This window comes from Pseudomonas sp. OIL-1 (assembly GCF_010669185.1).
In the GTDB taxonomy this organism is placed as follows: Bacteria; Pseudomonadota; Gammaproteobacteria; order Pseudomonadales; family Pseudomonadaceae; genus Halopseudomonas; species Halopseudomonas profundi.
Map to the genome: position 1 here is coordinate 2,773,789 of NZ_CP048629.1, position 14,028 is coordinate 2,787,816.

The 14,028-nt window shown below is 57.7% G+C and carries 10 protein-coding genes and 3 tRNA genes; 5 read left to right on the forward strand and 8 right to left on the reverse strand.

Features of this window, described 5'->3' with window-relative positions; genetic code table 11:
- Positions 1–2 precede the first annotated feature (2 nt).
- The 6 genes from tssC to G3M63_RS12940 form a co-directional block, all read right to left on the reverse strand.
- Positions 3–1,478 carry a type VI secretion system contractile sheath large subunit gene (tssC, locus tag G3M63_RS12915; protein WP_163983398.1) on the reverse strand — a complete coding sequence of 492 codons (1,476 nt, stop codon included), beginning with the start codon at positions 1,476–1,478 and terminating at the stop codon, positions 3–5.
- A 24-nt stretch (positions 1,479–1,502) separates the two neighbouring features.
- A complete protein-coding gene (gene tssB / locus G3M63_RS12920) occupies positions 1,503–2,006 on the reverse strand; it encodes a type VI secretion system contractile sheath small subunit (RefSeq protein WP_163983399.1) in 504 nt (167 codons plus the stop codon).
- Between the two features lie 18 nt (positions 2,007–2,024).
- On the reverse strand, positions 2,025–3,590 hold the full coding sequence (tssA, locus tag G3M63_RS12925; RefSeq protein WP_163983400.1) for a type VI secretion system protein TssA: 1,566 nt from the start codon (positions 3,588–3,590) through the stop codon (positions 2,025–2,027).
- 536 nt (positions 3,591–4,126) lie between these two features.
- Positions 4,127–5,062: a PA2778 family cysteine peptidase gene (locus G3M63_RS12930; RefSeq protein WP_163983401.1), complete on the reverse strand. Its 936-nt coding sequence runs from the start codon at positions 5,060–5,062 to the stop codon at positions 4,127–4,129.
- Between the two features lie 4 nt (positions 5,063–5,066).
- Positions 5,067–5,474, reverse strand: coding sequence for a PA2779 family protein (locus tag G3M63_RS12935; RefSeq protein ID WP_150302237.1), 408 nt, complete (start codon positions 5,472–5,474; stop codon positions 5,067–5,069).
- Between the two features lie 146 nt (positions 5,475–5,620).
- On the reverse strand, positions 5,621–6,904 hold the full coding sequence (locus G3M63_RS12940) for an FAD-binding oxidoreductase (protein WP_163983402.1): 1,284 nt from the start codon (positions 6,902–6,904) through the stop codon (positions 5,621–5,623).
- A gap of 153 nt (positions 6,905–7,057) precedes the next feature.
- Between G3M63_RS12940 and G3M63_RS12945 the strand changes: the two genes are divergently transcribed.
- The 5 genes from G3M63_RS12945 (at position 7,058) to G3M63_RS12965 (ending at position 10,287) form a co-directional block, all read left to right on the forward strand.
- Positions 7,058–7,960 carry a LysR family transcriptional regulator gene (locus tag G3M63_RS12945; protein ID WP_150302235.1) on the forward strand — a complete coding sequence of 301 codons (903 nt, stop codon included), beginning with the start codon at positions 7,058–7,060 and terminating at the stop codon, positions 7,958–7,960.
- Between the two features lie 69 nt (positions 7,961–8,029).
- Positions 8,030–9,517, forward strand: a complete 1,488-nt coding sequence (gltX, locus tag G3M63_RS12950) for a glutamate--tRNA ligase (protein ID WP_163983403.1) — start codon at positions 8,030–8,032, stop codon at positions 9,515–9,517.
- A gap of 411 nt (positions 9,518–9,928) precedes the next feature.
- Positions 9,929–10,004: transfer RNA gene (locus G3M63_RS12955), tRNA-Ala, on the forward strand.
- Between the two features lie 84 nt (positions 10,005–10,088).
- A tRNA-Glu gene (locus G3M63_RS12960) sits at positions 10,089–10,164 on the forward strand.
- A 47-nt stretch (positions 10,165–10,211) separates the two neighbouring features.
- Positions 10,212–10,287 (forward strand) — tRNA-Ala (locus G3M63_RS12965).
- A gap of 107 nt (positions 10,288–10,394) precedes the next feature.
- Here the strand turns inward: G3M63_RS12965 and G3M63_RS12970 are convergent.
- On the reverse strand, positions 10,395–11,336 hold the full coding sequence (locus tag G3M63_RS12970) for a phosphoribosyltransferase (RefSeq protein WP_163983404.1): 942 nt from the start codon (positions 11,334–11,336) through the stop codon (positions 10,395–10,397).
- Positions 11,337–11,616: 280 nt separating this feature from the next.
- On the reverse strand, positions 11,617–13,866 hold the full coding sequence (locus G3M63_RS12975) for an Orn/Lys/Arg decarboxylase N-terminal domain-containing protein (protein ID WP_163983405.1): 2,250 nt from the start codon (positions 13,864–13,866) through the stop codon (positions 11,617–11,619).
- Between the last annotated feature and the right edge of the window lie 162 nt (positions 13,867–14,028).

A 14,028-nucleotide genomic window follows, 5' to 3' on the forward strand; every position in this document is an offset into this window, starting at 1 on the left:
GCTTACTCCTTGTCCATCTTGCCCACCAGCGACAGGGTGAAATCGGCGCCCATGTACTTGAAATGCGGACGAACGCTCAGCGTCACCCGATACCAGCCTGGCTCGCCGTCGACGTCACTGACATTGATCTGAGCTGCGCGGAGCGGACGGCGGCCACGTACTTCCGGGTTAGGGTTATCCTGGTCGGCAACGTACTGGCGAATCCACTTGTTCAGTTCAAGTTCAAGATCGGTGCGCTCTTTCCACGAACCGATTTGCTCGCGCTGCAGGACCTTGAGGTAGTGGGCCAGGCGGTTGACGATGAACAGGTAGGGCAGCTGAGTGCCGAGCTTGTAGTTGAGTTCGGCAGTCTTGCCTTCTTCACTGTTGCCGAAGAACTTGGCTTTCTGTGCTGAGTTGGCGGAGAAGAACGCGGCATTGTCGCTGCCCTTGCGCATAGTCAGGGCGATGAAGCCTTCGTCGGCCAGTTCGTATTCACGGCGGTCGGACACCAGTACCTCAGTCGGGATCTTGGTTTCGATTTCGCCCATGCTTTCGAAGTGGTGCAGCGGCAGATCCTCGACAGCGCCGCCGCTTTGCGGGCCGATGATATTCGGACACCAGCGGAATTTGGCGAAGCTCTCGGTCAGGCGGGTGGCGAAGGTGAAGGCCGTGTTGCCCCACAAATAGTCTTCGTGACTGTTGGCCACGTTTTCCTTGTAGACGAAGCTCTTGACCGGGTTGTCTTCGGGGTCGTAGGGGTTGCGCAGCAGGAAGCGGGGCAGGGTCAGGCCGACATAGCGCGCATCTTCCTGCTCGCGGAAGCTCTGCCATTTGGCAAACTGCGGGCCTTCGAAATGGTCCTTCAAATCCTTCAGGTCCGGTAAGCCGGTGAAGCTTTCCAGGCCAAAAAACTTGGGGCCCGCCGAGGCGATAAAGGGGGCGTGGGACATGCTGGCAACGCTGGCCACGTACTGCATGGTCTTGACGTCTGGCGCGCTGGGATCGAAAAAGTAGTTGGCAATCAGCGCGCCCACCGGCTGGCCACCAAACTGGCCGTATTCCGCGGTATAGACGTGCTTGTACAGACCAGACTGAGTGACTTCAGGGCTATCTTCGAAGTCTTCCAACAGGTCCTGCTTGGAGGCGTTGATCAGCTCCAGTTTGATGTTCTCGCGGAAGTTGGTGCGATCGACCAGCAGCTTCAGTCCGCGCCAGGAGGACTCCAGCGCCTGGAAATCACGGTGATGCAGAATCTCGTCCACCTGCCGGCTGAGCTTGGCGTCGATCTCGGCAATCATGCGGTCGACCATTGCCTTCTTGACCGGCTCTTTCTGGTTCTGCGGTTTGAGCAATTCTTCGATGAAGGCTGATACGCCGCGCTTGGCGATACCGTAGGCTTCGTCTTCGGGAGAGAGCCGGGTTTCGGCGATGATGCTGTCGAGAATGCTGACTTCGCCGGTTACATGGTCGGCGGCTGTTGCGGCTTGAGTACTCATCTGTAGCGTCCTTGTCTGAGCGGATCAGCTTTGCGGTTGTTGGTCGGCCAGGCCCAGTTCGGCCAGTACGCGTTCGCGCGAGTCGTCATCGCTCAGCACGCTCTCGATTGCCTTGCGAAACGCCGGTGCATTACCCAGCGGGCCCTTCAGCGCCACCAGTGCATCACGTAGTTCCATCAGTTTTTTCAGTTCTGGAACCTGATCCACCAGGCTGCCCGGATTAAAATCCTTCATTGAGTTGATTTTCAACTGAACAGCGAGGTCTTCCGTGCCGCCGTCTTCCTGCAGGCGGTTAGGGACAGCAAAGGTCAGACTCAGATCCTGCTTGCCGAGCACTTCATCGAAGCTGTTCTTGTCGATCGCGATGGGCTTGCGGTCCTCGATCTTGCGGTCGTCCTGACGCTGGGTGAAATCGCCCAGTACCATCAGTTTCAGTGGCAATTCGACTTCCTCCTGAGCGCCTCCGCTGTCAGGGGTGAAGGTGACGTTGACGCGTTCCTTGGGTGCTACTGAGCCGTCTTTGGCCATGGTCGTTCTCCGTTACAGTTATGGCCCGAAGGCCTGGTCCAGTACCACTTCAAGATCGAGGTGGCACAACCTGCGGTAGATCTCTTCCTTGCGTTCACGCATGTGCTGCTGCGGCAGACGCTCGCAGCAGCGATATGACAGGCTCAATACCTGCAGGTTGAGATCGGGCTCCCAGTCCCCCAGACCGCTGGTCTGGAGAAGCTGATCGAGTGAATCGAGCTGGACGCTGGCCATCTCGTATTTTCCGGCGTGGTAGCACAGACGCGCTTGCGCCAGTTTCCAGTGAAAACGATCGCGACCACCTTTCGCCTGTTGGCTGGCCTGCTTGATGTGCTGCACAGCGGCTTTCAGCCCGTCATCGCGCAGCACGACCAGAGCGTCCTGCAATGCGTTGTTCCAGGCGGCTGTGGTGTCGCTTGCTGCAGCTGCACTGTTCGCGTCGGGTTGATGGGTGAGGTCCTGAGCCAGTACACGGGTAGTGATCCAGTTCAGCGCTTCGCCGCTGGCAAAGGGCGCGCCATCGTGGAAGCACAGGGTGTGCAGGTCAGGTAGTCGCTTGAGAAAGGCACCGAGCTGTGATTCCAGCTCCTGCATGGCTGCTTCGTTATTGAGATTTTGCAAGCACTGCCAGGCGAGGTATTGGCCATCCAGCCAGAACGGTGCTCTGGCAATGCTGGTCTCAAGGTCCAACAGCAGTTCGCTGTAGTGACCTTGAGCGAGGCGTTCCTGATAGGCCGCCAGGCGGTCCGCAGGCAGTCCGCGCAGCGCCGTAACATTGTTGGCGTCGTGTTCTGGCGCGTTGTCGATCGGTAGCCATAGCAATGTTCTGGACAGCTTGATGCTGCGCACGTCTCCGACTTTCTGTTGTTGCCACCAGCTGCACAGCTGGCGCCCTTGATCCTGCAGCTGACGCAGCAGCTTATGGGCGTCCTTGCTCGATTGTGGCGTATCCGAATCGGAGCTGGACGAAGATACGACCACCGGTTTGATCGGCGTCGAAGCAAGGGGTGGGGGTGTGTGCTCCTGTTCGCTGCGTTTGACCAGCTCTTCCAGTCGCCGGCAAAGCGGCAGGAGTTCGGGCGTGTCGGAACCAAGCTGAGCGCTTAATTGCGTATCAAGACCGCGCAACAGCGGAGCGATAGCCCGCAGCGCATCGAAATCATCCGGCTGTGGCGAGCATTCGCCGAGGGCCTGCTCCAGACGAGGTTGTAACCAGCGTAGAGCGGCTGAGCGGGTGCGCATCTTGCGGGGATGAAGCTCGGACCAGTGCCCGGTACACAGCGCGTGGATCACGGCGATACCTGCCTGCAGTCCGCTGAGGGACTGCTCCTGAAACAAGCTCCAGGCGAGCCAGGCGGCAACGCGTAGATCCTTGGAGGAGGTGGTCAGGATTGCTTCGGCGGTGACCCGTACAGTTTCCCAGTCCGTACCTTCGCCCTGGTGCAGCGAGCCGGTCTTGGCCAGCTCTGCTTCCAGAGCTTCGAACTCGGGCGAGTAGCGCACATCCGTGCCAGCAAAGTCGGCATCGCTGATGGGCTTATGGGCCACGTTTTCAAGGTAATGCTGTACGGGCATGGACGCCATCTATCCTTGATGTTGCGACCTTTGGGTCGCGATCCGTTGCGATGCTGTGTTCTCCTGAACAACAACTGGTGCATCGAAGTTGTGTGTAACTGTCAACTCATGCGGTCGGAATAGAACGTGCTCAACAAATATCTGCCAAGCAATATGATTCCGGTTGGTAGCGCAAGAACTTGCGCATACTTCGTTGAGCTGCGTGTATCCTAGTTCTGAGCGTCGGGCTCGACAAGGCGCGAACTGTGCGCTGGTTTGCTATATGGGAGATTGAGTTAAACTATTAATAGTGACGCCAGAAAAACGTTACTGGCATGGATGGTTATTAGCGAAGGCTGACGTCAAGCCCTCTGTACTGCTGCTTTAGGAGGTGAGACCTCTGTCGCGGTATGAAATGTATATTTGTGCCGGGATTGGCATTTTAATTATTAAGCGGTTGACCGAGATGTTAAGAGTGGTTGCGCAATAACTTATAACGTGTTGCAGCGTTCTTGTTTTGTTTCTTTGCAAAGTATTCTGAGCAGAATACGCAGTAAACGCTGTTATCAGTGAAGCGGGCACTGCTTGAACAGCGATTCGTGGAATGCAGGCGGGCAATCGGAGGGGCCGGTTCCACAGTGTCGCGCTTGTTTGGCACTTTCTTCGCAATCCAGCGCATCCAGCGTTACCGCAAGATTATTCCAGCCAACTGTGAGCCCCGGATGTTCCTTTGTGAGCCGGAGAAAATGCCGGGCTGCTTCTTCGCGCTGGCCCTGCGCCCAGGCAACGTTGCCCAGCCCGAAACGCGCAGCAGGCTGGTCTGGCCATTGCTTGAGTGCCGTCGTGTAAGCCGTGCGGGCGCTTTCCAGTTTGCCGGTCTGCTCCAGTTCGCTGGCCGCGGTGAGGTAGGGCAGGGGTTCGGCAGTGGCGGGCAACTGATCTGGCGGAAGCATGACGCGCGCCCAGTTATCGGCGCGGTTCCAGGTTTTGCTGAATAATCTGAAAGGTTCGCGCTGCTCGGCATTCAATCCGCTGTGAAGAATCATGACCTGTCGTTCAAGGTCGTAGCCTATCACCACGGCGTAATGCCATTGCGGGTACCAGTTCAACGCAAGGTTCTGCATGACCAGCACCGGATTGCCTGCGGCCACTTCCTGTATGACCGATTCGATCTTTCCGGCCAGTGGATAGGCAAGCAGGTCTCTTTCTCTCGCCGCGGCGACCATTTCGACCTGCAGGCTGCCCTCGCGCTGGGGAATATAGACGCGCTCTACCAGTTGCTCGGGTGTGTCCGGAAGGCCTTGGTGATTGAGCACCATGGCGAGGGCGGCTGGGCCGCATTGATACTCATCCTGTGGGTGAAAGCGGACGTCAGTCAGCAGTATTTTCTGGGGGACGTCTCGCAGCTGGGTTTGATCAGGCAGGATCATTGATCGGCCCGCGCAGGCTGACAGCAAAGCTGTCAGCCCTAGCAAGCCCATCAGGCGCCAGATAGGCGGCACTGATTTACCTGGCGCAGTTGATGAAGCTGTAGATATTGGTCACGCAGAGAATGTCGGTTACCGCGAAAATCACCAGGAACAGTACGATCACGCCGACTACGCCGGCACCGGCAGGGGCATTGTCGAGCTGGGCATTGAAGCTCGCCAGTTCGCTGGCGGTCAGGCTGTTGATACGTTTCTCCACCTGGTCAGGCGATACGCCCATGCTGGCCAGCTTGTCCTGCACGTCCTGGTCGGCAAGCATACCTTTGAGTGCGTCGCGGTCTAGATTCAGCTTTTCTTCGGCAATGAGCTCATGGGTACCCACCATGGCAGTTGAAGCCTGAGCCTGAATGCTTGCCAGACTGGTAAGCATGAACAGGGCAGTGAGCATGATGGAAATGTAGCGTTTGGTTGATTGCAGCAATTTCATGGTTACAACTCCTGTTTCTTCTTGTTTGGCTGTCCGTGCGGTCAGCCGTTCATTCCGGTCTCCCGGGCTGCGACCCGATGGAGCGCGCAGCTATTGCCAATCAATCGACCCGATTTGAAATTCGGGAGTTCCGATTGGCAATTCGATTATAGACCCAGCCTGTCCCTGAACTGGTAATACCAGGCGCCCAGGGCAGTAAAGGGAACCCGCAACAGGCGGCCTCCGGGAAATGGATAATGGGGCAGGCTGGCGAAGGCATCGAAGCGCTTGGCCTGGCCCGACAGGGCTTCCGCGATAATCTTTCCAGCCAGATGTGTGTAGGTCACACCGTGCCCGCTGCAGCCCTGGGAATAGTAGATATTGTCACCCAGCCTGCCGACTTGTGGCAGGCGCGACAGTGTCAGCAGAAAGTTGCCCGTCCAGGCATAGTCGATCCTGGTGTTCTTCAACTGCGGAAAGGTTTTCAACAGGTTGGGACGAAGCATCGCCTCGACATTCGCCGGATCGCGGGCTCCGTACACCACACCGCCGCCAAAGATGAGGCGTTTGTCTGCCGAGAGACGGTAATAGTCCAGAAGGTAACTTGCGTCCTCTACACAATAATCCTGCGGCAAGAGCGAATTCGCCAGCTCTTCGCCCAGCGGTTCGGTTGCAATCACCTGTGTGCCGCATGGCATTGACTTGGCGGCCAGCGCCGGAATCAGGTTGCCCAGATAGGCGTTGCCGGCCACGACTACGAACCTGGCGGTGACCTGGCCCTGAGCGGTGTGCATGACAGGGTTCGCGCCCTGGTCAACGCGGATAACTTCGGATTGCTCATGGATGATACCGCCCAGTGATTCAACCGCTTCAGCTTCGCCGAGCACCAGGTTGAGCGGGTGGATATGGCCACCGCTCTTGTCGAGCATGCCGCCGACATACAGATCGGTAGCTACCGTCTCGCGGATACGGCGAGTGTCGAGCATTTCAAGCTGGGTATTACCGTACCGCTCCCAGAGCGCTTTCTGTTCTTCCAGCTGTTGCATTTGCTTGGGCGTAAACGCAGCAAACACGCCGCCGCTCTTCAGGTCACACTGAATGTCGTACTTTGCTACCCGCTCACGAATGATCCGGCCGCCCTCGAAGGCCATTTCCCCCAACAGTTGCGCCTGTTGCGTGCCGACGGACCGCTCGATGACATCGATATCACGGCTATAACTGTTGACGATCTGGCCGCCGTTGCGACCCGAGGCGCCAAAGCCGACCTTGGCCGCTTCCAGCACCGTGACTCGAAATCCCTGCTCAAGCAGATGAAGGGCTGCTGAAATACCGGTGTACCCGGCCCCGATAACACACACGTCGGTGTCATGGTTTCCGTTGAGCGGCGGTCTGGGAGGGGTGGGGTTGGCGCTGGCAGCGTAGTAGGACGCAGTATGCGGCGTAGCAGACATGGCACACCTATGTTTGAAATATTTTACATTGTTGATCCTACCGCTCTGTTCTGCATAACGCTACCAATCAGGCAGTTAAATCAGTCGGTTATTACGCCGACGAGACCGAAGGTTTACAATCAGATACTTTGTTGCGCTACAGGAACAGTTGTCATGGGATTGGATGACGCACTCGTTTTCACCCGGGTGGTGGAGTGCCATAGTTTTACCAGCGCTGCGCTGACTCTGAACATGCAGAAATCCACGGTCAGCAGGCGGATTGCCCAGCTTGAATCGCGGCTTGGCGTACGTCTGCTCAACCGGACCACACGCAAGCTGCGCCTGACGGAAGTCGGGCAGGCGTACTACGAGCGCTGCCGCCAGATAATGCAGGAATTTGCCGAAGCAGAGCAGGCTATCATGCAGCTGCAAAGTGAGCCGACAGGCCTGCTGCGGGTCACTTCGCCAATTGAATTCGGCCAGCTGTTTCTCGGCGGCGTGGTGGGAGAATTCATGTGCCGCTATCCCGCTATCCGGGTGGAAGTGGAACTGACTACGCGGGTGGTCAACCCGGTCGAGGAGGGGATCGACATCGCCATCCATCTTGGACGCCCGCAGGATTCCAGCCTGGTTGCCCGGTCGATGCTTGCAAGTCCGAGACAGCTGTATGCAAGTCCGGCCTATATCGCCCAGTACGGTATGCCGGCGCGCCCCGAAGACCTGTCCACACACCGCTGCATTCAGACGTTGATGGACGGGGGACGTAAATGGCACTTCCAGCAGCCCCAGACAAGCGTCACCATTACCCCTGTGATGACAGTGAATAACATTACCTTTGCCCGCGAAGCCGCCCTTGCTGGCACCGGGATCATCAACGTTCCCGCTTTCATTGCGGAGCCCTACGTCGAAGAGGGCAAGCTGCGCCGCATACTGGAGGGCACCGTGTTGCCGTCAACCGAGCTCTATGCGTTATATCCTTCAAGACGCTTCCAGGCGATGAAGGTCAAGGCCTTCATCGACTACATGATCGAACGCCTTGCTGCCTTCCTCGACCGGCCGGTAGAGACTAACGGCTAAGCGCTGATAAGATTCCCTTTTTCCTGTACAGCCCGGGATCCAGCCGGGTTGTTTCTGACGAGAGACCTCATGACCGTTCGCACTCGAATTGCCCCGTCCCCCACTGGCGACCCCCATGTCGGCACGGCTTATATCGCATTGTTCAACCAGTGTTTTGCTCGCCAGCACGGCGGCAAGTTCATCCTGCGCATCGAAGATACCGATCAGGTGCGGTCCACTGCCGAATCGGAAAAGCAGATCCTTGATTCGCTGCGCTGGCTGGGACTGGAATGGGATGAAGGTCCGGATGTTGGCGGCCCGCATGGCCCGTACCGGCAGAGTGAGCGCAGTGCGATTTACCAGGAGCATAGCGAGCAGTTGATCAACGGAGGCCATGCATTTCGCTGTTTCTGTACCTCAGAAAGACTCGACGCGCTGCGTGCAGAGCAAATGGCCAACAAGCAGACCCCAGGTTATGACGGCCACTGCCTCAATCTGGAGGCGGATGAAGTTGAGCGTCGCCTGGCCTCCGGCGAGCCGCATGTGGTGCGTATGAAAGTCCCAACGGAAGGGATCTGCACAGTGCAGGATATGCTGCGCGGCGAGATCGAGATCCCCTGGGAGCAGGTGGACATGCAAGTCTTGATGAAAGCCGACGGGCTGCCCACCTATCATCTGGCCAATGTGGTCGATGATCACCTGATGGGCATTACTCATGTTTTACGTGGCGAGGAATGGATCAACTCCGCGCCCAAGCACATGTTGCTCTATCAGTTCTTCGGTTGGGACATGCCCCAGTTGTGTCATATGCCTCTGCTGCGTAACCCGGACAAAAGCAAGCTCTCGAAGCGCAAGAACCCGACGAGCATTACCTTCTACGAACGCATGGGCTACCTGCCTCATGCTGTGCTCAACTATCTCGGGCGCATGGGCTGGTCAATGCCGGACGAGCGCGAGAAGTTTTCCCTCGACGAAATGGTGGCTCACTTTGACATTCAGCGGGTCTCGCTGGGCGGGCCAATCTTCGACGTCGAGAAACTGGCCTGGCTCAACGGTCAATGGATTCGCGAGCTGTCCGAGAATGACTTCGTTGAAGCGGTGCAACGCTGGGCACTCAACCCTGAATATCTGCGTCCTATGGTTCCACTGGTTCAAGCGCGGGTCGAGACCTTCAGTGACCTGGTTCCCTTGGCGGGCTTTTTCCTGAGCGGCAAGGTGAATCCTGCTCCCGAGCTGTTCGCTCACAAGAAATTGTCGCCCGATCAGGTTCGCCAGGCATTGCAGCTTCTTTTGTGGAAGCTGGAGGCGCTACGTGAGTGGGGCAAGGAGAATATCACCGCGAGCATTCAGTTCATCGCCGAAGGGCTGGAACTCAAGCTTCGCGATCTGATGCCGCTGCTTTTCGCTGCGATCACCGGTCAGGCGAGTTCCGTATCGGTATTGGACGCCATGGCCCACCTGGGGCCGGACCTGACCCGCTTCAGGTTGCGTCAGGCGCTGGAGCTGCTGGGCGGCAGTTCGAAAAAGGAAGTGAAAGCCTGGGAGAAGCTGCTCGCAGAGCTCGCGGCTAGAAGCTAGAAGCTAGAAGCTAGAAGCTAGAAGTCCGAGAGGGTGGTTCGTTTTTCGCTCGCCTGGACCATCAGCACATTCTGCTGGCCTGATGGCTGGAAGCTGGAAGCTGGAAGCTGGAAGGGGCGGGCTCGGAAGGGTTGGGTGGATTTGTTCTCATTCGGGATCAGCAGCTGGAAGGTAGAAGGTTAAAATCTGAGATGTTGAAATGTTGAAATGTTGAGATGTTGAGTGGGTTTATGCTCACGCGCTGTTCTGTTGAGCACCGCCCGCGCGCCCATGGAGATCTCGACCTTCCAGCTTCAATCTCTCAGCCTCAAGCTTTTGAGTTCTCAGCTTCGCTGGTTAAGTTGCTGTTTTGCGTTAAATTCTGTTGACAGACCAGGGCATGAATCATAATATGCGCCCCGTCCAGAAGACGGGGCTATAGCTCAGCTGGGAGAGCGCCTGCATGGCATGCAGGAGGTCAGCGGTTCGATCCCGCTTAGCTCCACCAATTTCTTTGGTCAACGTTCTGCGTTGACCTGTTTTTACACTGATGCCTTGAGGCGCCCAGGCTCAAACGCATAGAAGGGTTTGCGTCCCCTTCGTCTAGTGGCCTAGGACACCGCCCTTTCACGGCGGTAACAGGGGTTCGAGTCCCCTAGGGGACGCCATTATTGATCCGGTACAGGCAATATCGTATCGGCGGTCGCAAGACCACGGGGCTATAGCTCAGCTGGGAGAGCGCCTGCATGGCATGCAGGAGGTCTGCGGTTCGATCCCGCATAGCTCCACCATTTCAAAGGGCCGGCATTTATTGTCGGCCCTTTTTTTTGTGCTGGTGGAGTACGCACCGGACCGGTACGCCGGCGCGATGGGCGCCGGCGTCGGTCGCTAAGCGCGGCTATTGTGCGATTGGCATGAGCCGAGCGACCGCCGTATCCACCACCCGTCGCGGCAAGCGTCTTGCTTTACCCAGTGCTTTACGCAATCCGCCAGGCTGCGTCGTATCCAGTTCCTTCTGCTTCATGCCGGGTACGTACATACGGTTGGTCTCAATGCAGAACACCGGTTTGCCGGCGGAGCGCATGATCTCGATTGCTTGCGCCTTTTCGCTCTCGATGAACAGTTGCGCCAGCGGATTGTTACGATATACCTCGGCTTTGAACTTGTGATGCATGTTCAGACGTCGCCGTTCCTCGGCCGACGGCAGATCCAGCATATGCAGGGTGCCATAGCGCACGCCATTTCGTTGCAGCCAATCCTCGGTCTCGGCGCGGTACTTTTCGAGTCGGCTGGTAACCAGATGCGCGATCGGTAGCGAAGGGATATGAAGCGGTCGGGTAGTACTGAGGAAATTGCGATATACAGGACCGTCGTCGTTTTCGGCCTGGGTCGGATCAACGCACAGAACACCATCGATATCGAAGCACGCCTGACCGACCAGTGGGTGGTGCATGATATTCCACTCGTAGACCCTCGGGTGCTCAAGCACCTCCAGCACCAGATCGATATCCAGGACATGCTCTCTTTCGGCGAAGGCTACCAGTGTCGTCACCGACGCGGCGCGATGCTTTTCGAGTTTCTCTTTCGCCTGTTGCATCGAATGTGGGCTCGACAGGCAATCATCAACCAGCAATATTCTCCGGGCGCCAATTTCGGGTGAGGCGTCGCTGCGCAGAAGCGTCTGGAGATCCGTGCTCGGCTGGTTCAGTTTGAGCGCGATGATATTCGCCACCAGCATGCCGCTACGCGACGCCCCAACTACCAGTTCGGCGTCGCGGGGGAAGTTGCCGGCATGATCATTAATCAGCATTGATAGGTCGTTCAGGCTTCGATAGTTCATTGCAGCTGCTCCTGGCCTCGTTATCTGCACCCGGGCGGATAACGCGAATTGTCTGAGAGAGCTCCAGGACATCGCGCGACAGGCGCAGACCAGAACTCGTTCCGATGCTCTTCCTGATGAGAATGTGCAGGTTGTTGCAAGGCCGATATTCAACAGGAAGAGTGTCCAGCCTGCGACTCTTTCATGACGTTAGTGTGACCTGTAGCCGACGAATGTTGAGGTCCGGGACAGAGTCGTCATCGGCGACAGCAGCGAGGCCCCTGTGCGGGGGTTCGCTGGCTCAGGACGTCAGGCAGTCAACGCAGAAGGATAGCTGTCCGTCTGTGGCCTGCAGCCGGCGCAAGCCGTGGATATCACTCTCGAATCCGGGAAACTGGCGGTCGAGCGTTGAAGCGATCTGCAGAAAGTCCACGATCGCGGTGCTGTCGGCAGGAAAGCGCTCCCCGGGCATGATCACCGGGATGCCGGGCGGGTAAGGCACAAGCATTACTGCGCTGACGCGGCCTGCCAGTTGCTCGATGGATACTGATTCGACGTTTCCCCGCACCATTTCCTGATAGGCATCAGCCGGCCGCAGGGCCATCTCCGGCAATTCGGTATACAGCTGCCGGGATACCTTTACCAGTCGCTGGGTCTTGTAGAAATGGTGTAATTGTTGGCTAAGATCGCGCAGCCCCATGCCGCTGTAATGCCCTGTCCGTGCGATGCCAGGCAGCGTTACCTCAAGTGGTGCATTGGTGTCATAAAGCCGCTTGAATTCCTGCAGCTCGGACACCAGCGTGCTCCACTTGCCTTTGGTAATGCCCAGCGAGAACAGAATCAGAAAGGAATACAGCCCGGTCTTCTCGACAACGAGCCCGCGCTCGGCGAGAAAGCGAGTGACGATAGCGGCGGGTATGCCGCTTCGGGCCAGGCGTCCCTGTTCTTCCACCCCGGGCGTAAGCAGGGTCACCTTGATCGGATCAAGCAATGCGTAATCGTCTGCCATCGGGCCGAACCCATGCCACCCGGCCTCGTTATCGAGTGTCCAGTCATGCGCTGAAAGCGGTTCGGCGTTCAGCGCCGCTGCAGGCTCCCATAGGTCGAACCACCACTGGTCTTCATCAAGCCGCTCGGCAATCTGGTGCATGGCGCAGCGGAACGACAGCGCCTCGTCCAGGGTTTCCTGTACCAATGAACGTCCTGGTGCGCCGGCCATCATGCCCGTGGCCACATCGATGGACGCGATGATGCCGTAATGCGGCGAAGTGGAGGTGTGCATCATGAACGCTTCGTTGAAACGCTGCTCATCCAGCGATTGCTCATCGCTGTTTTCGGCGAGAATGATCGAGGCCTGCGACAGTGCGGCTAATACCTTGTGCGGCGATTGCGTAGCGAACACCAGCGGATGCTGCGCGCGGGGAAATCCGCGATGACGACCCATGCCATGGCGACCGGCATAAAATTCGTGGAAGGCGGCGTACCCGTACCAGGCTTCGTCAAAATGCAGAATATCAACAGCGTCCTCAAGCTCGTCCTTGATCAGCTCGGCGTTATAGCAAAGCCCGTCGTAGGTCGAGTTCGTGACCACCGCCAGGCGGATCCTGGCTTCGCGTCCCTGCAAAAGGGGATGCTCCGCCAGCCGTTCACGCAGCCGCTGGGGAGAGAAGGAATCGAGACTGATCGGGCCGATGATGCCGTAGTCGTTACGTGAACCGGTGAGATATACGGGAATCGCCCCGGTCATGATGATCGCATGCAGGATCGACTTGTGGCAGTTGCGGTCCACCAACACCACATCGTCGCGGGTGACATAGGCGTGCCAGATAATCTTGTTGGCGGTGGAGGTGCCGTTGACGACGTAGAAACTGTGATCAGCGCCAAAGGTGCGTGCGGTATTGGCCTCGGCCGCGGCGATGGGGCCGTTATGGTCGAGCAGCGAGCCCAGGCCCGGCACCGAAACCGACAGGTCCGAACGCAGGGTGTTTTCGCCAAAGAAATCATGAAAAGCACGTCCGACAGGGCTCTTGCGAAAGGCGACACCGCCGCCATGACCGGGCGAATGCCAGGAGTAGCTGGCGCGTCCGGTGTAATCCATCAATGCCTTGAAGAACGGCGGTAACAGCTGGGAAAGATAAGAGCGGGCAGTGCGTGCAATCTGTCCGGCAATGAAAGGCAGGGTGTCCTCGAACAGGTAAATGATGCCGCGCAACTGGTGCAGGTTGCGCAGCTCGGCAAGCTTGGCGCTATCCAGGTTCTGCTGAATGCTCAGCGCCATGATCGGCAGTTCGGGCGAGCGCGAATGCGCGGCCTCAAAAAGCGCACGCACTGGTGCGAGATCGGCTTCCAGGTCCGCGGTAAACAGGATGCATGACAATCCGCGGTGCGCCTCGGCGATCAAGCGGCCCTCGTCTGTCGAAGCGGTACCAAGCACTTCAAAACCTTCCTGCTCCAACCCTTTGAAGAGTTCTGCAAGCTGAGTACCGGCCACGTCCTGCCGGCCGATGTGTGGATTAATCACCAGAATGGGAAAGTGCAGGTGTTTGAACATGCGAACGGTTCCGTCGGGAGTATGCCTACACGCTAGCCGGTTGGTGGTTGCTGCGGCAAGTCAGACGATTGCATCAAATCAGACGAAGACACATGCGAAACAAAGATCCATATTATTGGGGGCATACGGGGAAGGCCCGTGACCGGCGGTGTTATGCTGCAC

Coding starts and splice junctions, on each gene's coding strand:
- tssC (WP_163983398.1), bottom strand. CDS start 1,478: ATGAGTACTCAAGCCGCAACAGCCGCCGACCATGTAACCGGCGAAGTC.
- tssB (WP_163983399.1), bottom strand. CDS start 2,006: ATGGCCAAAGACGGCTCAGTAGCACCCAAGGAACGCGTCAACGTCACC.
- tssA (WP_163983400.1), bottom strand. CDS start 3,590: ATGGCGTCCATGCCCGTACAGCATTACCTTGAAAACGTGGCCCATAAG.
- G3M63_RS12935 (WP_150302237.1), bottom strand. CDS start 5,474: ATGAAATTGCTGCAATCAACCAAACGCTACATTTCCATCATGCTCACT.
- G3M63_RS12940 (WP_163983402.1), bottom strand. CDS start 6,904: ATGTCTGCTACGCCGCATACTGCGTCCTACTACGCTGCCAGCGCCAAC.
- G3M63_RS12945 (WP_150302235.1), top strand. CDS start 7,058: ATGGGATTGGATGACGCACTCGTTTTCACCCGGGTGGTGGAGTGCCAT.
- gltX (WP_163983403.1), top strand. CDS start 8,030: ATGACCGTTCGCACTCGAATTGCCCCGTCCCCCACTGGCGACCCCCAT.
- G3M63_RS12970 (WP_163983404.1), bottom strand. CDS start 11,336: ATGAACTATCGAAGCCTGAACGACCTATCAATGCTGATTAATGATCAT.
- G3M63_RS12975 (WP_163983405.1), bottom strand. CDS start 13,866: ATGTTCAAACACCTGCACTTTCCCATTCTGGTGATTAATCCACACATC.